The sequence below is a fragment of the Agromyces sp. NPDC058110 genome, from assembly GCF_042884735.1.
Classification (GTDB): Bacteria; Actinomycetota; Actinomycetes; order Actinomycetales; family Microbacteriaceae; genus Agromyces.
The window spans coordinates 140,202-165,220 of record NZ_JBHVTI010000005.1 but is presented as its reverse complement, the minus strand read 5'-3'; the positions used below and the strand labels follow the sequence as shown (position 1 = coordinate 165,220).

The following is a 25,019-nucleotide window of genomic DNA, read 5'->3' as shown; positions in this document are numbered from 1 at the left end:
GGGATTCCACCGGGCGCCCGTTCCGTGTTCGATCCCGACGCGCGACCGTCAGAGCGCCGGGACCCAGACCCGCATCGTCGACGGCCCGCGCTCGGCCCAGGCGTGGTACGCCACGAGCGAGACGTCGGCCGCGGCATCCGTTCGCGCGTCGACGATGCGCACGACGACGCCCGCCCCCGAGCCGGCGTCGACCGGCTCCGCCGACGCGTCGACCCGTAGGTCGGCGAAGTCGGATGCCTCGAGCGGTGTTCCGGCCAGGTCGACCGACTCGAGGGCGAAGACCTCAGGGCCGCGCTCCACGACGAGGCAACCGCGCACCGCGTCGACCCGCGAGTCGGGCGAGACGAACGTCGGCGCGATCGGAAGGTCGAGCACGACCTCGTCGCCCGCGGCGAACGCGCGCTCGACCGACACCATGCCCGGCGCGGCCGACCAGTGCTGCTCGAGCTCGCCGTCGGCCGGGCGCAACGACAGCTGCGCACCAACGGCCCACGACGGCACCCGCAGCGACAGCTGCCACGGCTCGGGCGAATCCTCGAGCATGCGCACCACGATCGAGCCCGACCTCGGGTATTCGGTGCCGACCTCGAACGCGACCTCGCGGCCGCCCTCGAGCGCGGTGCGCACGATCGACGGTGCGTACTGGTGCAGCTGCACGCCCGAGGCATCCGCTGTCGCGAGGTAGGCGGCGAGGCTCGCGAACGTGCGGGCCGTGTTCGGCGGGCAGCACGACACGTCGAACCAGGGCGCGCGCAGCGAGGAGTGCGCACGGGGCGACACCACGTCGGGGTCGGCGGGCGCGCCGGGCACGCGCTGGTGCAGGGTGTTCGCGTAGTAGAACGCCGTGCCGTCGGCATCGGGCGACGTCTCGATCACGTTGAAGAGCGTGCGCTCGATGAGGTCGGCGTAGTGCGAGTCGCCGTTCGCGAGCAGCAGGCGCCAGCTGAACATGACGGAGGCCACGCCCGCGCAGGTCTCGGAGTAGGCGCGGTCGCTCGGCAGCTCCCAGTCCTCGCCGAACGCCTCGTCCTGATGGTGCGAGCCCTGCCCGCCCGTGACGTAGGTGCGCCGCTCGCGCGTGCGGTGCCACTGGCGGTCGAGCGCGGTGAACAGCTCGAGGTCGTCGAACTCGACGGCGACATCGGTCGCGCCCGCGGCGAGGTAGTTGGCCCGCACCGAGTGGCCGCGAAGGGCCTCGGCGTCGCGCACGGCGACGTCGTCCTGGTAGTACGAGCGGCCCCACTCGATGTCGGCGAGAGTGCCTCGTCCGTGACGATCGACGAAGAGGCGGGCCTGGTCGAGGTAGCGCGGTTCCCCCAACGCGCGCCCCAGCTCGGCCAGGCCCACCTCGACCTCGGCGTGCCCGCAGATGCGTTCGTCGCCGCCCTCGCCGAACACCTCGCACACGAGGTCGGCGGCGCGGCGGGCGACCTCGACGAGGCCGTCGTCGGCGTCGGGGCGCGTTCGCACCCGGGCGACCGCCGCCTGGAACAGGTGCCCGAGGCAGTACAGCTCGTGCCCCCACTCGAGGTCGCTCCAGCGCGGCTCCTGCCCCGGGCGGCCGAACCGCGTGTTCAGGTAGCCGTCTGCCTCCTGCGCGGCGGCGATCCGCGCGACGATCGCGCGCAGGCGGGCTTCGAGACGGTCGACGGATGCCGCGGCATCCGCCTCGTCGTCACCCTCGCGGCCGGCCCGGGAACCGGGTTCGCCTGCGGCATCGTGCCCGCCCGCGGCATCCGCCACCGCTCGAAGCCGGCCGATCTCCCACGAGAGCGCCTCCAGGTACTTGTAGACCTCGGAGTCGCTGAACTCGCGACCGCGCCGACCGTCGACGAGCCCGCCCGAGACCGCGAGGTCGTAGTTGGCGAGCCAGCCCTCGCGTTCGAGCCAGCCCTCGATGTGATCGAGCGTGGCCGTGCCGTTCACGCGTTGGCGATCGGCCCAGAGCCCTCCGGTGATGCGCACCTCGTCGAGGCCGAGCGGGCGCAGGGCGCCGGTCGACGGGGCGACGGGGACGGCGTGGGTCGTGGTGGTCGTCGGAGCAGTGGTCATGGTCATCCCTTGAAGGCGCCCGACATGAAGCCGCGCACGTAGTGACGTTGGAGAATGAGGAACAGCAGGATGCACGGCAGCGCGAGCACGACCACGCCGGCCTCGGTGGCGCCGTAGTCGACGACGCCCTGCACCTGGCCGCGGAGGTTCGAGATCGCGAGCGGCAGCGTCATGCGGTTCGAGTCGTTGATGAGGATCAGCGGGGCCATGAAGTCGTTCCACGCCGCGAGGAAGGCGAACAGCCCGACCGTGATGAGCCCGGGCTTGACTGCCGGCACGAGCACGCGCCAGAGCACCGTCCAGGCGGAGCATCCGTCGACCATCGCGGCCTCGTCGAGCTCGCGCGGCACCGACTCGAACGAGATGCGCATCATGAACATCGAGAACGGCAGCTGGAACATCGTGAGCACGAGCGCCACGCCCACGAGCGAGTTCGAGAGCCCGACCGTGTTCAGCAGCACGTACAGCGGAATCAGCAGCGTCGCGTACGGCACCATGAGGATCGCGAGCGTCGAGAGGAACAGCAGGTCCTTGCCCGGAAAGCTGAACCGGGCGAACGCGTAGCCGCCGAGCAGCGACACCGTGAGCGTGAGCAGCACCGTGAGCAGCGACACGAACGTCGAGTTCAGCAGGTACACCCAGATGCCGGCCTGGTAGTTCGCGAGCGTGACGTAGTTGCCGAAGCCCCACCCGTCGGTCTGGTTCGTGCCCGCGAGCGGCGAGACCGACGAGATCGCGGTCCAGATGAGCGGGTAGAGGAACAGCAGCGCGAGCGCGGCGGTGACCACCCAGTAGGGCGTGCGCATCGCGATGCCGGCGAACGTGGTCGGGGGCCTCCGGCGGCCGGGCGCCCCCGCCCCGCTGCGCGAGCCCCCTCGGTGGTTCGGCGCGGTCAGCGCGATCGTCGAGTCGGTGGGCGGCACGGCCGCGAGCGGGTCGCGCGAGCGGCGCGGCATGGTCGTCGACATCAGTCTTCCGCCTTCCTCCCGAACGCGCGGATCTGCGCGATGTTGATCACCACGAGGGCGAGCAGCACGATCACCGAGAGCGCCCCCGCGACTCCGAGGTCGTTCTGGCCCTGGAACGCGATGCCGTAGATGAGCTGCACGACCGTGATGGTCGAGTTGTCCGGCCCGCCCTTGGTGAGGATGTAGAACTGCTCGAACGCGAGCAGCGAACCCGTGACGCAGAGCACCGTGGTCAGTGCGAGCGTCGGGCGCAGCAGCGGAATGGTCACGCTGCGGAAGGTCTGCCACCGCGAGGCGCCGTCGATGCGCGCGGCCTCGTAGACATCGTCGGGGATGCCCTGGAGCCCGACGAGCATGAGCAGCATGTAGAAGCCCGCGTACCGCCAGACGATGAGGAAGATCGTCGACCACAGCGCGCCGTCGGGCGTGCCGAGGAATGTGAAGCCCCACGCCTTCATGAGGTCGGCGAACGGCCCGGCGATCGGCGAGTAGATGACGTAGAAGAGCAGCGAGGCGGATGCCAGTCCGAGCGCGCTCGGCACCAGGAACGAGGTGCGCAGCAGGCCCTTCCACCTGGTCGACTCCTGCACGAGCATGGCGAGCCCGAGGCTCAGCGCGAGCAGGATCACCGTGGTGAGCACGGTGTACTTCAGGGTGAACCAGACCGAGTCCATGAAGAAGCGGTTGTCGACTGCGTCGACGTAGTTCTGCGGCAGGTTCCAGCCCTGGTTGCCGCCGAGCAGCGGCCAGTCGCTCGCCGACATCTGCAGCACGAGCAGGAGCGGGAGGCCGAACAGCAGCAGCACGAACAGCGCGGTCGGCAGGGCGAAGAGCCAGCCGGTGAGCGCACTGCGCCTGGCGCGGCGGCTGCGCCGCGGCTTCGGCCGTGGTCTCTCCGGGGCGGATGCCGCGGCGGGGAGCGTGGCGGTCATGGTGGGGCCTTTCGGTCGGCGGTTCGGGGTGGGGCGGATGCCTCGTGCGGCGGTCGCACGAGGCATCCGCTCGGTCGTCGGCGACTCAGGGCACCGAAGACCGGGCCACCGTCACTGCGAGAGCACCGCCGTGATCTCGTCGTTGTCGGCGTCGATGGTCGAGGCGTCGCCGAGCACGGCGTTGCGCACCATCGTGAGCCACGGGCTGTTCGGCGCGTTGAACGCCTGCTGGAAGTTGATCGCGACCGGGGTGTCGCCCTGGCCGGCGACCTCGTTGATCGTGATGAGGCGCGGGTCCTTCGAGGAGTACTCGTTGTCGGCGAGGTCGGACCGCGAGACCACGTCGTTGTCCTTCGCGAGCACGCCGACCTGCGCGTCTTCGCTCATCATCCAGCTGAGGAAGTTCCACGCCTGCGCGGCCTTCTTCGAGTCCTTCGAGACGCCGATGCCGTCGCCGCCGACGAAGGTCGACGCGCCGCCCTCGGGGCCGACGAGGCCGGAGACCCCGACGTCGAACGGCGTGGAGCTCAGCAGCGTGGCCGGGTACGGCATGATGCCGACCTTGCCCTCGGTGAACGCGGCGGTCCAGGTGGGGCCGGCCTCGTCCTTCGACGCGGGCAGCACGGCGCCCGAGTCCCAGAGGTCCTTCCACGTCGAGTAGATCTCCTTCGACGTGTCGCTGGCGAGCAGCGACTCGGTGCCCTCGGGGTTCATGACCTCCTCGCCGTCGGCCCACACGCTCGGGAACCAGGTGAACACGAGGCATCCGCCGCAGTTCAGGCCCGTCGCGGTGCCGTAGGTGTCGGGCTTGTTCAGGCCCTGGATGGCCTTCGCCCACTCGGCGAACTCCTCGAGGTTCGCGGGGCCCGCCTCGGCGTCGAGCCCGGCCTCGGTCGCGAGCTCCTTGTTCCAGAACAGCATCGAGAGGTCGAGCACGAACGGCAGCACGTACTCCTTGTCGTCGAGCGTGCCGGCCGAGAGGTGGCCCTTGTTGATCGAGTCCTTGAAGTCGAAGCCGTCGATGTTCGCCGTGATGTCCTGGAAGAGCCCCTGCTTCACCCAGTTCGGCACGTAGACGATGTCGGCCGCGAACAGGTCGGGCAGGCCGTTCGAACCGGCGGCGGCGCCCACCTTCGCGACGTAGTCGTCGTTCGGCACCACCGTGAGCTCGACCTGGTTCTCGTGGGTCTCGTTGTACGCGTCGACGAGCAGGTTGGCCTGCTTCTCGAGGGGCGCGCGGGTCCAGAGCGTGAGGGTCGTACCGTCGTCGACGCCCTCGGCGCCGGCGTCGGCGAGGCTCGAGGAGCCGCCGCCGCTGTCGCCGCCGGAGCAGGCGGCCAGCCCGATCGTGAGGGCGCCGGCCGCGAGCAGAGCCCCGACCCGCGTCATCCGGCGATTGCGTGATCTCATCCGTGTTCTCCTTGCTCGTCCTTGAGCGGGCGCCGCGACGCCCGGAATGTGGGGTGCTGGTGCTGGCTTTCCGAAATTCCCGAAAGGCCTTTCGGCACGCTACAGTGTGAATCTCCCGGCCGTCAAGAGCGACGACCGGTAGCGTTTCAGTGGAGGAGGCGACACATGGCACGCAGCGGTGCGGGGGCCCAGAAGGCCGCGACGCTCAACGACGTCGCGCGCATGGCCGGCGTCTCCCTCGCCACCGCGTCGAAGGCCATCAACGGCCGCGACCAGGTTGCCCCGGCCACTCGTCAGCGCGTGATCGAGGCCGCCGAACAGCTCTCGTTCACGCCCAACTCGCTCGCGCGCAGCCTCATCGCGGGCCGCACCGGCACCGTCGGCCTGCTCACGAGCGACCTCGAGGGCCGCTTCGTCATCCCGATCCTCATGGGCGCCGAAGACGCCTTCGGCGCCGGCCAGATCAACGTGTTCCTCTGCGATGCGCGCGGCGACACGATCCGCGAGCAGCACCACCTCAAGGCGCTGCTCAACCGCCGCGTCGACGGCATCATCGTCGTCGGCCGCCAGACCGATCCGCGCCCGTCGCTCGGCCAGGGCCTGCCGGTGCCCGTGGTCTACGCCTACGCTCCGTCAGACGACCCCGCCGACGTCTCGGTCACGCCCGACAACGTCGCGGGCGGGCGCTTGGCCGTCGAGCACTTGCTCTCGACCGGCCGACGACGCATCGCCCACATCACGGGCGAACCCGAGTACGCGGCAGCTCAAGATCGCGTCGTCGGCGTTCGCGCCGCCCTCGCCGAGGCCGGGCTCGACCTCGTCGGCGATGTCATGACCTCGAGTTGGAGCGAGCACTGGGGTCGCGCCGCCGCGGGCATGCTGCTCGCGCAGCACCCCGACATCGACGGCATCGTCGCGGGCTCCGACCAGATCGCCCGCGGCGTCATCGACACGCTCCGCGACCTCGGCAAGCGGGTGCCAGAAGACGTCGCCGTCATCGGCTACGACAACTGGGAGGTGCTCGCGCTGAACTCGCGGCCCGAGCTCACGAGCATCGACGCCAACCTGCAGCAGCTCGGCCGCACCGCCGCCATGCGCATCTTCGACGCGATCGACGGCGGCGAGCCCGACCGCGGGGTGCACCACCTGCCCGTGCGGCTCGTGATCCGCGGGTCGACGATCGAGCGTCGCTGAGCGGTTCCCGCGTTCCGGCGCCCGACCACCGCCGTCGGCCGTCACCCGTCGGCGTCGGCCGTCGGCCGTCGGCCGTCGGCCGTCGGCCGTCGGCAATTCAGGATGAACGGGACGACACGCGGTGCCGCAGCGACCCACGTCGGCGTGTCGCGGAGTTCATCCTGCGAAGGCCACACGATTCGAGGAACGCGGGGCGGACGCGGCGAGCACGCGCTGCGCATGGGGCGCGCGGCCCCGCACGCGAACGGGCGCCCGGCAGCCGAAGCCGCCGGGCGCCCGCACCCGCCGAGGCGAGGCTCAGACGAACTCCGCCCCCCAGGCGTCGCCCGCATCGCCCTCGGCGGCGACGGTCTCCCCCGACACGGTGAACCGTGCCGACCGCCCGTCCGGTGCCGTCACCGTCGTGCCCGAGGCATCCGTCGCCCCGGGGTAGACGCGCACGGTGAGCCCGTCGAAGTAGTCCGAGTCGGGCCGCGTCGTGTCGGCGCCGATCGCCAGCACCGCGCCCTCGCGCACGTAGAGCGGCACGGTGTCGAAGCCGTGCACCTCGCGCCGCCAGCCGCCTGCGGAGTCGACGACCTCGCCGGTCCACCAGTTCGTCCAGCGCCCGGCGGGCAGGGAGAACTCCACCTCGCCCGACTCCGAGAACACGGGTGCCACGAGCAGCGACGACCCCAGCATGTACTGCCGGTCGAGGTACGCCGCGCCCGGGTCGTCGGGGAACTCGAGCGCCATGGGCCGCATCACCGGCACGCCCGTCGCCGAGGCGTCGAGGCCCTGCTGGTACAGGTACGGCATGAGCGAGAGCTTCAGCTTCGTGAAGACGCGCGTGACCTCGACGGCCTCCTCGTCGAACGCCCACGGCACCCGGTACGAGCCCGAGCCGTGGAACCGCGAGTGCGTGCCGAGCAGGCCGAACGCGACCCAGCGCTTGAACACCGCGGCATCCGGAGTGCCCTCGAAGCCGCCGATGTCGTGACTCCAGAACGAGAAGCCCGACAGGGCGAGCGACAGGCCGCCGCGCAGCGTCTCGGCCATCGACTCGTAGGTCGACGTCGAGTCGCCGCCCCAGTGCACGGGCAGGCGCTGCCCGCCGGTCGTCGCCGAACGTGCGAACAGCACGGCCTCACCCGCCCCGCGTTCCTGCTCGAGCACCTCGAACACGGCCTCGTTGTAGAGCTGCGTGTAGCGGTTGTGCATGCGGTCGGGCGCCGAGCCGTCGAAGTACTCGACCTCGATCGGGATCCGCTCGCCGAAGTCGGTCTTGAAGCAGTCGACGCCCTGCGCCACGAGCGCCCGCAGGTGGTCCTGGTACCAGCGCGTCGCGTCGGGGTTCGTGAAGTCGACGAGGCCCATGCCCGCCTGCCAGAGGTCCCACTGCCACACCGAGCCGTCGGGGCGCTTCACGAGGTAGCCGCGCTCGGCGGCCTCGGCGAACAGCTTCGAGCGCTGCCCGATGTAGGGGTTCAGCCAGACGCAGACGCGCAGGCCCTTGTCGTGCAGTCGCGCGAGCATGCCGTCGGGGTCGGGGAACGTGCGCGGGTCCCACTCGAAGTCGCACCAGTTGAACTCGCGCATCCAGAAGCAGTCGAAGTGGAACACGCTCACGGGCAGCTCGCGCGCGGCCATCTCGTCGACGAAGCGGTTCACGGTCGCCTCGTCGTAGTCGGTCGTGAACGACGTCGACAGCCAGAGTCCGTACGACCAGGCGGGCACCTGCGCAGGCCGGCCGACGAGCTCGGTGTACCGCTCGAGCACGCCCGCCGGCGTGCCGCCGGCGATGACGAAGTACTCCAGCGACTCCCCCGGCACCGAGAACTGCACGCGCTCGACCGCCTCGGAGCCGATCTCGTACGACACGTGCCCGGTGTCGTTCACGAGCACGCCGTACCCGCGGTTCGTCACGTAGAACGGCACGTTCTTGTACGCCTGCTCCGACGAGGTGCCGCCGTCGGCGTTCCAGATGTCGACCGTCTGCCCGTTCTTCACGAGCGGCCCGAACCGCTCGCCGAGGCCGTAGACGAGCTCGCCCACGCCCAGCGAGAGCTGCTGCAGCGTGTAGGCGGATGCCGCGGCGCGCGCCGTGCCCTCGCGGGCGTTGCCGACTGGCACGCCGTCGAGCTGCGCGTCGGGGCGCACCCGCATGTTGGCGATCGACTTGTCGCCGGCGGAGACGATCGTGCGGCCGTCGTCTTCGAATGCGAGCCCGAACGGCGCGCCCGGTGCGACGCGCACCGAGAGACGGCCGGAGGTGAGCCGGCCGCCCGTCTCGTCGACCACGACGACGCCGTGCCCGTCCTGCGCGCCGACGAGGTCGAAGCCCAGCGGTTTCGGCCCACCGGAGTGGTGCTCGATGCGCACGCCGATGACGTCGGCCAGCGGCGACCAGAGCGTCACGGTGAGCAGCGGCCGGTTGAGCGTGTCGCCGCGCTTGGCGATGACCCCGGTCGTCGCGAAGACCTGCAGGCGGTGCTCGCCGTCGGCCCGGATGTCGTACGCCTCCCGGCCGTAGAGGGGTTCGATGCCCGGCCTGATCTGCCAGAACCCGTCGGTGAACTTCATGGGAGCAGGTGTTCCTTTCGCACGGGCCGCTGCCGCGGCATCCGCTGTTCGTACTGGTGGTGTCGCGCTGCCGGCGCGCGCTACTTGACCGCGCCGGCGGTGATGCCGCGCGTGAGCGTGCGCTGGAAGATGAGGAAGAAGATCAGCGTCGGGATCACGCCGAGCAGCGCCGAGGCGCTCGTCGTCGTGACGTCCATGAGCCGGTCGCCCTGCAGCGTCGTGATCGCGACCGGCACCGTCTGGTTGTCGTTCGAGATCAGGAACGTGAGGGGGATGAGGAACTCGTTCCACGTCCAGATGAAGAAGAAGATGAGCAGCACCGAGAGCGTGCCCTTGCTGATCGGCAGCACGACCTTCACGAGCGTGCGCAGCTTGCCGGCGCCGTCGAGCGCCGCGGCCTCGAGCACCTCCTTCGGGAACGTGCCGAACACGCTCGAGAGCAGGTAGGTGCCGAACGCGGCCTGGATCACCGTGAAGATGATGATGATCGCGAGCTGCGTATCGTAGAGGCCCACCCCCTTGAACATGTAGTACAGCGGGTAGAGCAGCGCCTCCTGCGGAATGAGGTCGGCGAGCAGGAACAGCAGCAGGATGCCGGTGCGGTACTTCACCCGCCCGATGCCGAGCGCGTAGGCGTTCAGCACCGAGAGCGCGACCGCGAGCACCGCGACCGACCCCGAGATGATGAAGCTGTTCCAGAGCTTCTGCGGAAAGTCGACGCGCTCCCAGAACGTCACGATGCCGTCGAAGTAGAGCTCCTTCGGCAGCATGAGCGGGCCCGACGTGTTGTAGTCGGCCGGCGACTTGAACGAGTTGATCAGGATCAGGATGAACGGCACGGCCACGAGCAGGCCGAACACGATCGCGAGCCCCAGCCAGATCCAGTCCTTCGCGGTCTTCTTCGCCTGGGGCGAGCGGTCGCGCGGCGGCCGGCCGGTGCGGTTCGGGCGACGGATGCCGAGGCGCGGCCCTCCTCGCCCGTCGCCGAGCACCCGGTCGGCGCCGACGAGCGGCACGGTGCCGGCGCCCGCCGCCGAGAGCGGCGTGAGGGGCGCGGCATCCCGGGTCGTGATGGATTCGGTGTGCGTGCGCGCGGTGTGCATGTCTGCGTTCGTGGGCGACATCAGCGCTCACCCTCCTGTCGTTCGACACGGGCCTGCAGCCGGATGAAGCCGATCGCGACGAGCACGACCACGACCGTGAGCGCCGTCGCGATGGTCGCGCCGTAGCCGACCTGCTGGCTCTGGAAGAACTGGATGTACGAGTAGTAGGAGGGCACGATCGTCGCCGTGCCGGGCCCGCCGCCCGTGAGGGCGTAGATCGGGCCGAACACCTTGAGCGCGGCGATCGTGCAGGTCAGCGTCACCACGAAGATCTCGGGGCGGATCGCCGAGACCGTGATGTAGCGGAACCGCTGGAACCACCCGGCGCCGTCGAGCTCGGCGGCCTCGTACAGCTCGGGGTCGACGCGCTGGAGTGCGGCCATGAAGATGACGACCGGGTAGCCGATCTGCACCCAGACCATGACGGCCATGATCGAGAGCATCGCCGTGTCGGGGCTGCCGAGCCAGTTGTGCTGGAGCGCGCCGAGCCCGATGGTCTCGAGCATGGTGTTGAGCGCGCCGTTCTCGGGGCGGAGGATCCACCCGATGACGATCGCGGCGATCGCGACGGGCAGGATTTGCGGCAGGTAGTAGGTCGCGCGCAGGAAGCTCGCGAGGCGGCCGCCGAACTTGCGGCCGATGACGTCGAACAGCAGGGCCGCGAGCACGAGGCCGAGCAGCGTCGGGATGATCACCATGGCGACGATCATCGAGAGCGAGTTGCGGAAGGACGCCCAGAACTTCTGGTCCTGGAACAGCTCGATCCAGTTCTCGAAGCCGATGAACTCCGGCGGGCGGACGCCCCGCCAGTCGGTGAAGCTGAGGTATACGTTCCAGACCAGCGGAATGAGGATGATGAACGTGAAGAGCAGCAGGCCCGGGATCAGGTAGAACCAGAACCCGCTCGATCGCACGCCCGAGATGGCACTCATGCCGTCGGTGCGCCGCGACCCGCGGGGCCGTGCGGCGAGGGTGGAAACCACGGTGGTTCCTTTCGGTGGAGATGTCGCGCCGAACCGTTCGAGGGTTCGGCCGGGGCCTCCGGCCGGCGGGCGGTGCGCGTGGCGCGTGCTGCGCGGTGCGCGTCATGCGCAGACCGCACCGCGCCGCCGGCCGGAGGCGTGCGGGTCAGCCGATGATGTCGGCGACGCCGTCGTCGTACTCGGTGCCGAGCTGCTCGAGCGTCTGCTCGGGCGTGAGGGTGCCGTTCACGAGTTCCTGCAGGGCGCCGACGAGCTGGTCGTAGAAGTTCGGCGTGGGCCAGTCGGGGTAGAACGAGAGTCCGTCCTCGGCGACGACCTCGTTGAACTCGGTGATGAGCGCGGCCGACTTCTCGTCGGTGATGTCGGCCGGGTCGGCCGCGACGGGGATCGAGCCGTTGTTGCCGATGAGGGCCTGGATCTCGGGGCGCATCGTGATGTCGATGAACTTGTAGGCGAGGTCCTTGTTCGCCGCGTTCTCGGGCACGACCCAGATGTTGCCCGACGAGCCCGGCACGAGCGGCGACTCGGGGAACGCGAAGGTGTCCCACTCGAACGTGGTGGCCTCGTTGATGACGCGGCCGGCCCACCAGGAGCCGGAGACCATCATCGGGTACTCGCCGCTCATGAAGCCGACGCCCATGTCCTCGGCCTTGAGGCCGGTGGAGTCCTGCGAGATCCAGCCGTTGTCGACGTACTCGACGAGCTTCTCGGCGGCGTAGGTGAGCTCGGGGCCCTGCCAGTCGACCGGGTTCTCGTAGAGCTGGTAGTCGTTCACGAACTGCCGGTCGGCCTGCGAGAGCGCGAGCTGGTAGAAGAGCTGGCCGAGCGGGTACTCGGCGCCGGCCTCGGCGAGCGGCGTGGTGCCGTCCTTCGCGAACGCGTCGAGGATGTCCTCGAACTCGGCGTACGTGGTGGGCTCGGTGAGGCCCTTCTCGTCGAACGCGGTCTTGTTGTAGTAGACGGTGACGTACTCGCCGTAGTTCGGCACGCCGTACCAGGGGCCGGAGCCCATGATGCCCTCGTCGGAGTACTTCGCGGTGGTCTGCAGCGACGGGGCGAGCATGTCGTCCCAGCCGTACTCCTCGACCGCGTCGGTGATGTCGGCGAGCAGGCCCTGGCTCGCGAGCAGGCCGGCGGTGGCGTTGCCCTTGGGCGACTCCATGACATCCGGTGCCTCGTTGGAGTTGAGCACCTGGCTGGCGGTCGAGCGGATCTGCTCGAAGCTCTTGTCCTCGTACTCGACGGTGGCGCCGGTCTCCTCCTCGAAGATCTCGATGGCCTTGTTCCAGGCGATGCCGACATCGCTGTCGGTGCCCTCGAAGTGCCAGAGCTTCAGGGTGTTCGGGTCGGACTCGCCGCCCGTCGAGCAGCCGGTGAGCAGTGCGGCCGTCGCGGCCAGTGCGGCGACGGCGCCGATGCCGCGCTTGGTGATTCCCATGGTGCGTTTCCTCTCGTGTGGTGCAGTCGGTGTGGGGGGATCCGGATCGGTGGTCGCATGCGATCCGGTGGTCGTGCGGAAGGTGTCGAAGCGCTTCGATGATGACGATGCGTCGACGGGCCGTGCTTCGGTGATGGGTGGTCGGATGCCTCAGTTCCGCGGTCGTGCGACCGAACCGCGGTGCTCTGCGACGGGGGTGATGAGTTCGACGCCGAGGGCGTCCGCGCCGCGCACCTGGCGCAGGGCTGACTCGACCGCGATGCGGCACATCTGGTCGAGTGGCAGGGGAATGCAGCTGAGCGGGATCACGAGGTGCGAGGTGTCGTAACTCGCGCACGCGGCGAACAGCGACAGGTCGCCCGGCACGTCGAGGCCGCGCTCGCGCACGCGACGCAGCACCGCCTCGACGACCGGCTCGTTGCAGTGGAAGATCACGGCCGTCAGGTCGGGCGAGCGCTCGAGCAGGCTGTCGAACGAGCGCTCGGCGTCGCCGCGGGCGAGCGTGGGCGACACGACGGCGACCCGGATGCCGCGGGCGGCCGCCTCGGCCTCGAGCCCCACGTTGAACCGCTGCACGAAGCCGGTGCCGCGCGCGAGGTACGTCGGCGGGTGGCCGACGACCCCGATCGAGCGGTGTCCGACCTCGGCGAGCGTCGAAACGGCGAGCCGCCCCGCGCGCTCGAAGTCGAGGTCGACGCACGCGACGCCGTCGCCGCTGTGCCCGTCTTCTCCGGGGATGCCGATGAAGGCCGCGGGCAGCGCGGCGCGGCGCACGATGTCGACGCGCTCGTCGTGGGCCTTGACGCCCATGGCCACGACCCCGTCGACGAGCGACGACGCCGCGACCCGGCGGATGCCCGAGACGTCGTCGTCGGTCGCGAGCAGCAGCACGTCGTAGTCGTGCTTGCGCGCCGTGTCGACGACCGCGGTGACGAACCGCATGTGCGTCGGCAGGTGCCCGTCGGTGTGGATCGGCGCCGAGAGCGCGAGGATGTTCGTCGTCGTGCCGGCGAGCATGCGCGCGCCGGCGTTGGGCTCGTAGTCGAGTTCGCGGATGGCGGCCTCGATGCGCTGGCGGGTCGACGCCGCGATCGTGCGCTTGCCCGAGAGGGCGTAGGAGACGGTCGAGATGGAGACGCCCGCGACCTTCGCAACATCACTGATCGTCGCCATCTCGGCACCCCCCTTTGGACCCCTCGGTGTCGTCGGCACCCGATGGTTTCGAAGCGCTTCGACGATGTGACAGCGAGAGTACGTGATGCGATGCGCCGCGCGCAAGTGTTTTGTTGGAATGAACCACAATTCGGTTCTGGATGCCGCGCGCGTGGGGCTCTCGGGCCGCGGTCGGGCGCCGGACACGCGGGCCGCGGTCGGGCGCCGGGCAGCGAGCCGCGGTCTGCGGTCCGCGGTCGGCGGTCGTCGGGCAGCGGTTCGCGGTCGGGCGCGCCCTACTCGACCGGCGACCGGAACGTGTGCCGGTACTCGATCGGCGACGTGCCGAGCACGCGGTGGAAGTGCAACCGCAGGTTGGCACCCGTGCCGAGCCCGACGCGGGCGGCGATCTGCTCGACGCCGAGGTCGGTGCGCTCGAGCAGCTCGCGCGCGAGGTCGACGCGCGCGCGCAGGATCCACTGCATGGGCGTGTACCCGGTGTCCTCGACGAACCTGCGCGAGAACGTGCGGGTCGACACGTTCGCGTTGCGCGCGAGGTCGGCGAGCGTCAGCGGCTCCTCGATGCGCTCGAGCGCCCAGTGCCGGGTCGCGGCGAACAGTTCGCCCAGGTCGTCGGGCAGGGCCCGCGGCACGTACTGCGCCTGGCCGCCGCTGCGGTACGGCGCCGCCACGAGCCGGCGCGCGACGTGGTTCGACAGCGCCACGCCGTGGTCGCGGCGCACGAGGTGCAGGCAGAGGTCGATGCCCGAGGCCGCACCCGCCGAGGTCAGCACCCGGCCCTCGTCGACGAACAGCACGTTCTCGTCGACCTGCACGAGCGGATGCCGCGTGGCGAGCGCCTTCGTGTAGTGCCAGTGCGTCGTGGCCCGGCGTCCGTCGAGCAGCCCCGTCGCCGCGAGCGCGAACGCCCCCGTCGAGATCGCGGCGAGCCTCGCACCCCGCTCGTGCGCGGCACGGAGGGCGTCGACGACCGCCGCAGGCGGCGGCTCGACATCGGGATGCCGGTAGCCCGGGATGAAGATCGTCTCGGCCCACTCGAACGCCTCGAGGCCGTCGGCCACGTGGTACGAGAGGCCGTCGCCGCCGGTCACCGGGCCGGGCGCAGCGCCGCACACGCGCACCTCGTACGGCATCGACGCCCGAGTGGTGAAGATCTGCGCCGGGATCCCGACGTCGAGCGGCTTGGCGCCCTCGAGCACGAGCACGGCGACCCGGTGCGGGCGCTGCACCCGGGCAGTGCGGTCGATGTCGGCGGCCATGAGGCCAGACTGCCACGTTGCGCAATGTTCTCGCCAGGCATCCGCCTCGAGCAAGACGGACCCGCCGGGCCCGTGGAGGAACGTTCACGGTGCGCCCGGCGCATTCGGAGGTCGTCCGGCGACTCGACCGCGTGCCCGGCGGGTCGTTGCGAGCAAGCTAGCCTGCGCGGCGCCGGTCCGCCAGAGCCCGGTCCTGGCCGCGCCCCGAACTGGGGTGGGAGCGGGCTGCGACGAGGCTCGCCAGCCTGCACGATGCCGTCCCATGCGGCGTCGCCGTCGGGGGCTAGGCTGGCGGGCAGTGACACGGGGTGCCGCGCACGTGCTCCGACCGGGGCGCGCGCGGCTGAGAACACACCCGTCGAACCTGATCTAGTTCGGACTAGCGAAGGGATGTCGCGTGAGCGAACGTCTGCGTATCGACCCTGCCCACCTCTCCACGGCGAGCGCCGCACTGCTCGACCGGCTGCGCGAGCATCCGCCGCTCGTGCACTGCATCACGAACGCCGTGGTGACGAACTTCACCGCGAACGCCCTGCTCGCGATCGGCGCCGCGCCGGCGATGGTCGACATCCCCGAGGAGTCCGGCATGTTCGCCGGCATCGCGGGCGGCCTGCTCGTGAACCTCGGCACGCCGCACGCCGAGCAGCGCGACGCCGCACGCGAGGCGGTCGCCGCGGCATCCGTCGCCGGCACGCCGTGGGTGCTCGACCCGGTCGCGATCGGCGCACTGCCCGTGCGCACCGCGCTCGCGCACGAACTCGTCGCGGCGCGGCCGACGGCGATCCGCGGCAACGCGAGCGAGGTCATCGCGCTCGCGGGCGCCGGCGCGGGCGGGCGCGGGGTCGATGCGGCCGACAGCACCGAAGCCGCCGCCGACGCCGCGATCGCCCTCGCCCTCGCGCACGGGTCGGTCGTCGCCGTCTCGGGCCCGGTCGACCTCATCACCGACGGGCACCGCATCGCGCGCGTGGCCAACGGCGATGCCCTGCTCACCCGCGTCACGGGCGGCGGATGCGCGCTCGGCGCGGTGACGGCGGCGTTCCTCGGGGCGAGCCGCGACGCGGCGGGCGCGGTCGCCGAACCGGAGGCCCATGGCGGTGCGCCGCTCGACGACCCGTTCGTCGCGACCCTCGCGGCGACGGTCGTGTACACGATCGCCGCCGAGCTGGCGGCGGCGCGTTCAGACGGCCCCGGCTCGTTCGCGCCGGCGTTCCTCGACGCGCTCGCGCTCGTCACGCCGGCCGAGGTGACCGCACGGGCCCGCATCACCGTCACGGATGCCGAGGCGTCCGCCGCCGATGCAGCCGCCGTCGAGTCACCGGCGGCGGCCGGGGCCGAGGCGGTGCGCGCATGAGCGCCGGCGCCACGACGACCGGGCGTGCGGGCGCCCGAATCGCGCTCGACCTGTCGGTCTACCTCGTGACGGATGCCGCGCTCTGCGGCGAACGCGGGGTCGCCGCCGTCGTGGCCGACGCCGTCGACGGCGGCGTGCGGGTCGTGCAGTTGCGCGACAAGACGGCGTCGATCGACGACCTGCTGCGGCAGCTCGAGGCGCTCTCGACCGCGATCGACGGCCGTGCGGCCCTGCTCGTGAACGACCGGGTCGACGTGGCCGCGGCTGCGCGCGAACGGGGCCTGCCCGTCGACGGCGTGCACGTGGGACAGGGCGACGCCGCGGCATCCGCTGCCCGTGCCCTGCTCGGCGACGACGCGATCGTCGGCGTCACCGCGAACTCGCCCGAGCACCTCGCCGCCGTGCGAGCGCTGCCGCGGCGCGAGGTCGACTACCTGGGCGTCGGCGTGATCCGGCCGACGGCCACCAAGCCCGACCACCCGCCGGCCCTCGGCGTCGAGGGATTCGCCCGGTTCGCGGCCTCCGCGGCCGAGGTCGAGCTGCCGTGCGTGGCGATCGGCGGCATCGGGCTCGCGGATGTCGCGGCGCTGCGCGAGGCGGGCGCGGCAGGGGTGGCCGTGGTCTCGGCGATCTGCGCCGCCGACCGCCCGCGCGACGCGGCGGCTGCGTTCGCCGCGGCCTGGAGCGCCCGATGAGCGCCGCGGCCACCGCGGATGTCGCCGCAGCCGCCGCAGCCGTTCCTGGCGCGCCGACCGCTCGCCGCGTGCCGCGCGTGCTCAGCATCGCGGGCAGCGACCCGTCGGGCGGCGCGGGCATCCAGGCCGACCTCAAGTCGATCGCCGCGGTCGGCGGCTACGGCATGTCGGCGATCACCGCCCTGACCGCGCAGAACACGCTCGGCGTCCGCGGCGTGCACGTGCCGCCCGCGACGTTCCTCGCCGAGCAGCTCGACGCGATCTCCGACGACATCGCGATCGACGCCGTCAAGATCGGCATGCTCGCGAACGCCGAGGTGATCGAGGTCGTGGCCGCATGGCTGCGACGCACCCGCCCGACGGTCGTCGTGCTCGATCCCGTGATGGTCGCGACGAGCGGCGACCGCCTGCTCGACCCCGCCGCCGAACGGGCGTTGCACGACCTGCTGCCGCTCGCCGACCTCATCACGCCGAACCTGCTCGAACTGGCGGTGCTCGCGACCGCCGTCGCGAACGCCGTCGCCGACGAGCGCGATGCCCGCGATGCGCCGGACGCGCCCATCGCTCCGGCGACGACCTGGGCCGAGGCGATCGCCCAGGCCGAGGCGCTCTCGGCCGCGACGGGGGCGCGCGTGCTCGCGAAGGGCGGGCACCTGGCGGGCGGCGAGGCGCCTGACGCGCTCGTGCACGCGGCATCCGCCACCGTCGTGGAGTTCGGCGGCGAACGCATCGCCACGACTTCCACGCACGGCACCGGCTGCTCGCTCTCGTCGGCCGTCGCGACCCTGCAGGCCGAGCTCGACGACTGGCACGCGGCCGTCGCCGAGGCCCGACTCTGGCTGCGCGAGTCCCTGCGCCACGGCGAGGCACTCGAGGTCGGCAGCGGCCACGGCCCCGTGAGCCACTTCGCCGGCCTGTGGTCCCGCGGCGGCGTGCGCACCGCCCCGACGCCCGCCGAGATCGAGGCCGAGTGGTGGGGCGGCATCGCCGACGTGCGCGACGCGATCGACGACCTGCCGTTCATCCGCGGGCTCGCCGACGGGTCGCTCGAACGCGGGCCGTTCATGCACTACCTCGCGCAGGACGCGCTCTACCTGCGCGACTACGCGCGGGTGCTCGCCGAGGCGTCGCGCCTGGCCCCGGATGCCGCGGGCCAGGCGTTCTGGGCCGACTCCGCGCACGGGTCGCTCGTCGGCGAGCTCGAGCTGCACACCTCGTGGCTCGCCGGGGAGACCTTCACGGCCGAACCGGATGCCACGACGACCGCGTACCTCGACCACCTGCTCGCGACGGGTGCGCGCGGCGACTACGCCGTGCTCGCGGCCGCTGTGCTGCCGTGCTTCTGGATCTACGTGGATCTCGGCGAACGCCTCGCCGCAGGCGAGTTCGGCGCGGCCGCCCTCGACCCGGGGCATCCGTACGCCTCGTGGCTCGTGACGTACGCCGACCCGGCCTTCGCCGTCGCGACCCGCACGGCGATCGAGCTGGTCGCCCGCGAGGCCGCCTCGGCGACGCCGGCGCGACGCGAGGCGATGCGCCGTGCGTTCCGCGCCTCGGCCGAGCACGAGCTGGCGTTCTTCGCGGAGCCGCTCGCGTAGGCGGGCTGCGCCGCGTCGAGGTTCCGGTCTCGACGGTTGGGTGTCGGTTCGCTAACGTGATCGGCGTCAACGGCGGCTCGTCGAGGGGAACGAAGTGGCACACGAGACGAAGACGGCGGCCGTGTTCGCCGGAGCATTCGCGAAGAATCCCGACTTCGACTTCGAGGTCCGCTGCGCGATCGGGGCGGCGGCGAACGGGGCGGCCGACATCGGTGAGGTCCTGGCCGCGGTGCGCGAGGTCGGCCCGAAGGACCACGCCGGCTGGTTCCAGGCCTGGCGGCAGCTCGGCGAACGCACCGCGGCGGCGGCGGATGCAGCGGCGAGCGTCGGCCACGACGTCACCGCGTCCTCGGCGTACCTCCGTGCCGCGCACTACCTCGGGCGAGCGGTGAACGCGGTGTCCGGCCTCGCCGACGACAGCGCACTCGTGCCGACGTTCCGCGCGCAGCAGGCGGCCTGGGACCGATTCGTCGATCTGGCGGCCGACGCGCAACGGCTCGCGATCGCGTACGAGGGGTCGACGCTGCCCGCGGTCCTGTTCCGCTCGGGCGACGGCCGCCGTCCGGTGCTCGTGCTGAACTTGGGCTCCGACGAGTCGTTCGCGGATGCCTGGGCCGCGGCCGGTCCCGATGCCCTCGCACGCGGCTACCACGTGCTCCTGTTCGAGGGTCCGGGCCAGCAGTCGATGCTCTTCGAACACGACACGTCGTTCCGCAGCGATTGGGAGGCCGTGCTGACTCCGGTCGTCGACGCGCTCATCGCCCGCGACGACGTCGACGCCGACCGCCTCGCCGTCTGGGGCTTCAGCCAAGCCGGCTACTGGGTGTCCCGGGCGCTCGCCCATGAGCACCGGTTCGCCGCCGCGATCCTCGATCCCGGCGTCGTCGACGTGTCGACGTCGTGGCTCGAGCACCTGCCGAAGAGCATGGTTGATCTCGTCGAGCACGATGAGGGCGCGAAGTTCGACCGTGACCTCGAGTGGGGCATGAAGCTCTCGCCAGACCTGCAGCACACATGGCGGTTCCGTGCGCGGCCGTACGGCGGAGGAGACGCCGCATCCGTCGTGGCCGAGGTGCTGAAGTACCGGCTGGGCGACGACGACGCGGCCGCGATCACGACTCCCCTGCTCATCACCGAGCCCGAGCACGAGCAGTTCTGGCCGGGGCAGTCGGCGAAGCTGGCCGCGATGACGCCGAGCATGTCGACGCTCGTGCCGTTCACCGCCGCCGAAGGCGCCGACGTGCACTGCGAACCGCTCGGCCACGCGCTCGTCGCGGCGCGCGTCTTCGACTGGCTCGACGAACGGGTGAACGCGAACGCGACCTGATCGAGCGCGTCGGTCGCCGCGCCCTGATCGAGCGGGGCGGTCGCCGCGACCGGTGGAGCTCCGCGCGGTTGCGCGCGGCTCGGCATCCGCGTTGACTGGTGCCATGCGCGTCGTCATCGCCGGAGGCCACGGCAAGATCGCCCTCATGCTCGAACGGCTGCTCGCCGACGGCGGGCACGATCCGGTCGCGCTCATCCGCAACCCCGACCACGCGGCCGACGTCGAGGCCGCCGGGGCGGTTCCGGTCGTGCTCGACCTCGAGGCGGCATCCGTCGACGAGGTCGCCGCGGTGCTCTCCGGTTCCGGCGATCGCGCCGACGCGGTGGTGTTCGCCGCGGGGGCGGGCCCGGGCAGCACGGCCGAGCGCAAGCTCACGGTCGACCGCGACGGCGCCGTCCTGCTCGCCGAGGCCGCGCGTGCTGCGGGCGTGCCGCGCATCGTCGTGATCTCCGCGATGCGCGCCGACGCCTTCGATGCGGCATCCGACGACGTGTTCCAGATCTACCTGCGGGCCAAGAGCGAGGCCGATGCCGCGGTGCGCGCGAGCGGGCTCGACTACACGATCGTGCGGCCGGGCGGGCTGACCGACGAGCCGGCGACCGGCCTGGTCGTGGCCGACACCACCCTGCCGAAGGGTTCGATCAGCCGAGCTGATGTCGCGGCGACCGTCGCGGCGATCCTGACGACGGGTGCGGCCTCGCACCGGCAGTTCGAACTCACCGAGGGCGGGCTGCCGATCACCGGCGCGCTCGCGGCCCTGCCCGACCCAGCCTGAACCCATGGCCGTCCTCGACACCCTGCGGACGTCGAAGCGCCTGCCGGTGCTGCAGGTCGCGAAGACGTCGGTCGCGACGATCGCCGCGTGGCTCATCGCCGGCACCCTGATCCCGGCCCAGCTGCCGGTGTTCGCCGCGATCGCCGCCCTGCTCGTCGTGCAGCCGAGCGTCAACCAGTCGCTGGGCAAGGGCATCGAGCGGTCGATCGGCGTGCTGCTCGGCGTCATCGTGGCGTCGACGCTCGCGTTCGCGTTCGGCGACAGCTCGTGGACCGTGCTCGTCGCCGTGCTCGTCGCGATGGCGATCGCCTGGGTGCTGAAGGTGAGTCCGGCGACGGGCAACCAGGTCGCCATCTCGGCGATGCTCACACTCGTGCTCGGGGCGTCGACGCCCAACTACGCGCTCGACCGGGTGCTCGAGACCCTCATCGGCGCGGCGATCGGCATCATCGTGAACGCGGCGATCGTGCCGCCGGTCGCGATCGCCCCCGCCCGGCGCGAGGCGGCGCTGCTCGGCGCCGAGCTCGCGGCCTCCGCGGATCGCCTGGCGGCGGCGCTCGAGCGCAGGCAGTCGCGTGCCGAGATCGAGGCCCTCATGATCGAGGCGCGCCTGCTGCGCCCGATGCGCGACGCCGCCGACGCGGCGATCGCGGCCGGCACCGAGTCGCTCACGCTCAACCCTCGTCGGTCGGCGCACCGCGAGGAGCTCGCGCAGCTCCGCGAACTGCTCGAGCAGCTCGGCCCGATCGTGACCCAGCTCATCGGCATGACCCGCGCCTTCGCCGACCACTACGACGCGTCGCTGCACGACGAGCCGACGGTGAGGGCGATCGCCGAGCAGCTGCACCGCGTGGCGCACGACATCCGGCTGGCGGCGCGCGTGGCCGAGCCCGAGCCTGAGCCGATGACCTCGATGGTGCCCGCACTCACGTCGGCGCTCGTCGTGCACCCCCCGACCTCGTCGCACTGGATCCTCATCGGCTCGCTGATGGAGGACCTGCGACGCATCCGCGAAGAACTCGGAGCCGAATCCTGATGACCGACCAGCACCGCCTGCCCCTCGGGTTCGACTTCTTCGGGGCGGGCGAGCTCCCCGCGCCCGGCCTGCCGGCCGACGAGGTCGCCGCGATCCTGCGCCGGCACTGGGGGCTCGACGTCGAGTTGCGGTCGCTCGGCAGCCAGCAGGACCAGAACTTCCTCGCCCTGCGAGCCGCCTCGGTGCCCGGGTCGTGGTCGGCGAAGACCCCGATCGGCGTCGTGAAGATCACGAACCCGGCGTTCACCGCGGCCGAGCTCGCCGCGCAGGACGCCGCGGCCTCCCGCATCGCCGCGCACGCGCCGACGCTCCGCATCGCGACCACGACGACGGATGCCGCGGGCGAACCCCGCTCGATCGCCGCCGATACGAGCGAGGGCCCGTTGAGCATCCGCCTCATCTCGTTCCTCGACGGCGGAACCCTCCACGGCAGCGCATACCTCTCGCCGCATACGGTCGCTCGCATGGGCGAGCTCGCGGCCCGCGTGAGCCTGGCCCTCGACGGCTTCGAGCACGACGGCCTCGACCGCGTGCTGCAGTGGGACCCGCGCTTCGCCGACCGCGTGGTCGACCTGCTCGCCCCGCACCATCCCGACGCCGAGAAGCGGGCACGGGTGACGGATGCCGCGGCCGCCGCGTGGGCGGCCGTCACCGCCGTCGCCGACGCGCTGCCGGTGCAGGCCGTGCACCTCGATCTCACCGACGACAACGTCGTGCGTTCCGTGCGGCAGGCCGGCGCGGCGGGCCCGGACGCCGAGGTCGTGGTCCCCGGCTCCGGCTCCGGCTCCGGCTCCGGCCTGCCCGACGGGCTCATCGACTTCGGCGACGTGACCCGGTCGTGGGCGGTGGCCGAGCTCGCGATCACCATCTCGTCGGTGCTGCACCACGCCGGCGCGGAGCCGGTGTCGGTGCTGCCGGCGATCCGTGCCTTCCATGCGCTGCGGCCGCTCTCGCTGGCCGAGGTCGCGGCGGTCTGGCCGCTCGTCGTCGTGCGTGGCGCCGTGCTCGTCGTGAGCGGCGAGCACCAGGTGCAGCTCGACGGCGGCGAGAACGCGTATGCCGCCGACGGCATCGAGCGCGAGTGGCGCATCTTCGAGCAGGCCGTGTCGGTGCCGACGGAGGTCATGACGGCGCTGATCGCGGCCGAGCTCGGGGTCGACCTCGACGCCGGCGCCGACAGCTCCGGCCGAGGGTCGTTCGACCTGACGGCCATCGGGCTCGACACGGCCCGCGTCGCCCGCCTCGACGTCTCGCCCGAGTCCGACGAGGTCGACGGAGGCGCCTGGCTCGAGGCGGGACTCGAGGAGCGGCTCGCCCTCGCCGCGCTCGACGCCGGGGCATCCGCCGCCTGGCTGCCTCGGGCGACGCCGCGCCTCACCGAGAGCCGCATCCGATCGGCGGAGTCGCCCGCCACGGTACCGACGGGCATCGACGTGTGGTTCGCCTCGCCGCCTGTGCTCGAGATCGTCGAGTCGCGCTCGGCCGGGCTGCGGGCCGTCGTCGAGCCCGAGCTCGCCGTCGAGCCCGAGACCCCGGCCGAGGCCGAGACCCCCGCCGATGCCCGCATCGACGCCGGGGCCGACGACTCGCCGCTCCCCGCGCGCACGCGCGTGCGCATCCGCATCGAGCGCGTCGACGGCCCTGCCGTGCCGCACCTCGTGCGCGCCGAATACGCCGCGGGGTGGCTCGCGCAGACGATCGACCCGGCGCCGCTGCTCGGGCTCGCGGCATCCGCTCACTCTGCAACTCCGACGAGCGACCGACACGACGGCGCACGCGCCGAGCCCGACCCTGCCGCCCTGCTCGCCCGCCGCGGCGCCAGCTTCGCGGAGGTGCAGGAGCACTACTACGACGCTCCCCCGCGCATCGAGCGCGGATGGCGCGAGCACCTCGTCGACGTCGACGGCCGCGCCTACCTCGACATGGTGAACAACGTGACGCCGCTCGGCCACGGGCACGTCGGCGTCGCCGATGCGGTGAGCCGGCAGCTGCGCCGCCTGAACACGAACTCGCGGTTCCACTACGGCGCGGTCGTCGAGTACGCCGAACGGCTCGCGGCCCTCGCGCCCGACCCGCTCGACACCGTGTTCCTCGTGAACTCGGGCTCCGAGGCGGCCGACCTCGCGATCCGCGTGGCCCTCGCGGCGACCGGGCGGCGCGACGTCGTCGCGATCCTCGAGGCCTACCACGGCTGGACGTACGCCTCCGACGCCGTGAGCACGTCGGTCGCCGACAACCCGAACGCGCTCGAGACCAGACCCGACTGGGTGCACGGCGTCGACGCGCCCAACCCGTTCCGCGGGGTGCATCGGGGGGCGGATGCCGCGCGCTACGCGCCAGAGGCCGCGGCGCGCATCGCGGAGCTCGCCGCCACCGGACGTCCGCCGGCCGCGTTCATCGCCGAGACGTTCTTCGGCAACGCCGGCGGCATCCCGCTGCCCGACGGATACCTCGCCGAGGTCTACGCCGCGGTGCGCGCGGCCGGCGGCCTCGCCATCGCCGACGAGGTGCAGGCCGGGTTCGGCCGCCTCGGCCACTGGTTCTGGGGCTTCGAGCAGCAGGGCGTCGTGCCCGACGTCATCGCCGTCGCGAAGGCCGCGGGCAACGGCTACCCGCTCGGCGCGGTCATCACGACGCGCGAGATCGCGGCGCGGTTCCGCACGCAGGGGTACTTCTTCTCATCCACCGGCGGCAGTCCCGCGTCGAGCGTCGCGGGCCTCGCCGTCCTCGACGCGTTCCGCGACGAGGGCCTGCAGCGCAACGCGCTCGAGGTTGGCACACGGTTGAAGCGGCGGCTCGAGGCGCTCGCCACGCGGCATCCGCTCATCGGAGCCGTGCACGGGCTCGGCCTGTACCTCGGCGTCGAGTTCGTGCGCGACCGCGACACGCTCGAGCCGGCGACCGCCGAGACCGCGGCGATCTGCGACCGCCTGCGCGACCTCGGCGTCATCATGCAGCCCACGGGCGACCATCAGAACGTGCTGAAGACCAAGCCGCCGCTCTGCCTCGACGATGCCTCGGCCGACTTCTTCGTCGAGATGCTCGACCGGGTGCTCGCCGAAGGCTGGTAGCACGTCGCCTGCCGTGCCTGTCAAGCCCCGCGCGTCAGATGGGAGTTCGACGCCGGGTGACGGGCGCGCTGCCTAGGGTGGGGATATCC

At 71.9% G+C, this 25,019-nt stretch carries 18 protein-coding genes and 1 riboswitch; of the genes, 8 read left to right on the top strand and 10 right to left on the bottom strand.

All coding sequences use genetic code 11. The features are described from left to right. Positions 1-48: 48 nt before the first annotated feature. From ACFVS8_RS13515 to ACFVS8_RS13500, 4 genes are all read right to left on the bottom strand, one after another. Positions 49-2,052 (bottom strand): glycoside hydrolase family 127 protein, encoded by a 2,004-nt coding sequence (locus tag ACFVS8_RS13515; protein WP_387063025.1) that lies wholly within the window; start codon positions 2,050-2,052, stop codon positions 49-51. A 2-nt stretch (positions 2,053-2,054) separates the two neighbouring features. Further along, a complete protein-coding gene (locus tag ACFVS8_RS13510; protein WP_387063022.1) occupies positions 2,055-3,020 on the bottom strand; it encodes a carbohydrate ABC transporter permease in 966 nt (321 codons plus the stop codon). Further along, positions 3,020-3,952, bottom strand: coding sequence for a carbohydrate ABC transporter permease (locus tag ACFVS8_RS13505; protein ID WP_387063019.1), 933 nt, complete (start codon positions 3,950-3,952; stop codon positions 3,020-3,022). The genes ACFVS8_RS13510 and ACFVS8_RS13505 overlap by 1 nt, the downstream gene beginning before the upstream one ends. 111 nt (positions 3,953-4,063) lie before the next feature. Next, positions 4,064-5,362 (bottom strand): ABC transporter substrate-binding protein, encoded by a 1,299-nt coding sequence (locus tag ACFVS8_RS13500; protein WP_387063016.1) that lies wholly within the window; start codon positions 5,360-5,362, stop codon positions 4,064-4,066. 165 nt (positions 5,363-5,527) lie between these two features. Here ACFVS8_RS13500 and ACFVS8_RS13495 point away from each other — a divergent pair, with 165 nt between their 5' ends. Further along, positions 5,528-6,556, top strand: coding sequence for a LacI family DNA-binding transcriptional regulator (locus ACFVS8_RS13495; RefSeq protein WP_387063013.1), 1,029 nt, complete (start codon positions 5,528-5,530; stop codon positions 6,554-6,556). A 297-nt stretch (positions 6,557-6,853) separates the two neighbouring features. Here ACFVS8_RS13495 and yicI read toward each other — a convergent pair whose 3' ends face one another. The 6 genes from yicI to ACFVS8_RS13465 form a co-directional block, all read right to left on the bottom strand. Continuing rightward, complete coding sequence (yicI, locus tag ACFVS8_RS13490; protein ID WP_387063010.1) at positions 6,854-9,118, bottom strand: alpha-xylosidase; 2,265 nt, start codon at positions 9,116-9,118, stop codon at positions 6,854-6,856. Between the two features lie 80 nt (positions 9,119-9,198). Beyond that, the gene (locus ACFVS8_RS13485; RefSeq protein WP_387063007.1) at positions 9,199-10,242 is read right to left on the bottom strand and encodes a carbohydrate ABC transporter permease; all 1,044 of its coding nucleotides are present in this window, start codon (positions 10,240-10,242) and stop codon (positions 9,199-9,201) included. After that, entirely contained in the window at positions 10,242-11,153 is a 912-nt protein-coding gene (locus ACFVS8_RS13480; protein WP_387063885.1) for a carbohydrate ABC transporter permease, read from the bottom strand. The genes ACFVS8_RS13485 and ACFVS8_RS13480 overlap by 1 nt, the downstream gene beginning before the upstream one ends. Positions 11,154-11,349: 196 nt before the next feature. Further along, entirely contained in the window at positions 11,350-12,642 is a 1,293-nt protein-coding gene (locus tag ACFVS8_RS13475; RefSeq protein WP_387063004.1) for an ABC transporter substrate-binding protein, read from the bottom strand. A gap of 150 nt (positions 12,643-12,792) precedes the next feature. Next, entirely contained in the window at positions 12,793-13,815 is a 1,023-nt protein-coding gene (locus ACFVS8_RS13470) for a LacI family DNA-binding transcriptional regulator (protein WP_387063001.1), read from the bottom strand. Between the two features lie 275 nt (positions 13,816-14,090). Further along, positions 14,091-15,074 (bottom strand): GlxA family transcriptional regulator, encoded by a 984-nt coding sequence (locus tag ACFVS8_RS13465; RefSeq protein WP_387062998.1) that lies wholly within the window; start codon positions 15,072-15,074, stop codon positions 14,091-14,093. A gap of 294 nt (positions 15,075-15,368) precedes the next feature. Next, positions 15,369-15,482: riboswitch (TPP riboswitch) on the top strand. Here ACFVS8_RS13465 and thiM point away from each other — a divergent pair. The 7 genes from thiM to ACFVS8_RS13430 all read left to right on the top strand — a co-directional run bounded on the left by thiM (position 15,472) and on the right by ACFVS8_RS13430 (position 24,930). After that, positions 15,472-16,428 carry a hydroxyethylthiazole kinase gene (thiM, locus tag ACFVS8_RS13460; RefSeq protein ID WP_387062995.1) on the top strand — a complete coding sequence of 319 codons (957 nt, stop codon included), beginning with the start codon at positions 15,472-15,474 and terminating at the stop codon, positions 16,426-16,428. It overlaps the preceding riboswitch by 11 nt. Beyond that, the gene (gene thiE, locus ACFVS8_RS13455) at positions 16,425-17,123 is read left to right on the top strand and encodes a thiamine phosphate synthase (RefSeq protein ID WP_387062992.1); all 699 of its coding nucleotides are present in this window, start codon (positions 16,425-16,427) and stop codon (positions 17,121-17,123) included. Before thiM ends, thiE begins: the two co-directional genes overlap by 4 nt. Continuing rightward, positions 17,120-18,721, top strand: a complete 1,602-nt coding sequence (locus ACFVS8_RS13450) for a bifunctional hydroxymethylpyrimidine kinase/phosphomethylpyrimidine kinase (RefSeq protein WP_387062989.1) — start codon at positions 17,120-17,122, stop codon at positions 18,719-18,721. Before thiE ends, ACFVS8_RS13450 begins: the two co-directional genes overlap by 4 nt. Positions 18,722-18,815: 94 nt before the next feature. Further along, positions 18,816-20,048, top strand: a complete 1,233-nt coding sequence (locus tag ACFVS8_RS13445; protein ID WP_387062986.1) for an alpha/beta hydrolase family protein — start codon at positions 18,816-18,818, stop codon at positions 20,046-20,048. A gap of 103 nt (positions 20,049-20,151) precedes the next feature. Continuing rightward, positions 20,152-20,823, top strand: a complete 672-nt coding sequence (locus tag ACFVS8_RS13440; protein ID WP_387062983.1) for an SDR family oxidoreductase — start codon at positions 20,152-20,154, stop codon at positions 20,821-20,823. 4 nt (positions 20,824-20,827) lie between these two features. After that, positions 20,828-21,859, top strand: coding sequence for an aromatic acid exporter family protein (locus ACFVS8_RS13435; RefSeq protein WP_387062980.1), 1,032 nt, complete (start codon positions 20,828-20,830; stop codon positions 21,857-21,859). Next, on the top strand, positions 21,859-24,930 hold the full coding sequence (locus ACFVS8_RS13430; protein ID WP_387062977.1) for an aminotransferase: 3,072 nt from the start codon (positions 21,859-21,861) through the stop codon (positions 24,928-24,930). The genes ACFVS8_RS13435 and ACFVS8_RS13430 overlap by 1 nt, the downstream gene beginning before the upstream one ends. Positions 24,931-25,019: the final 89 nt, after the last annotated feature.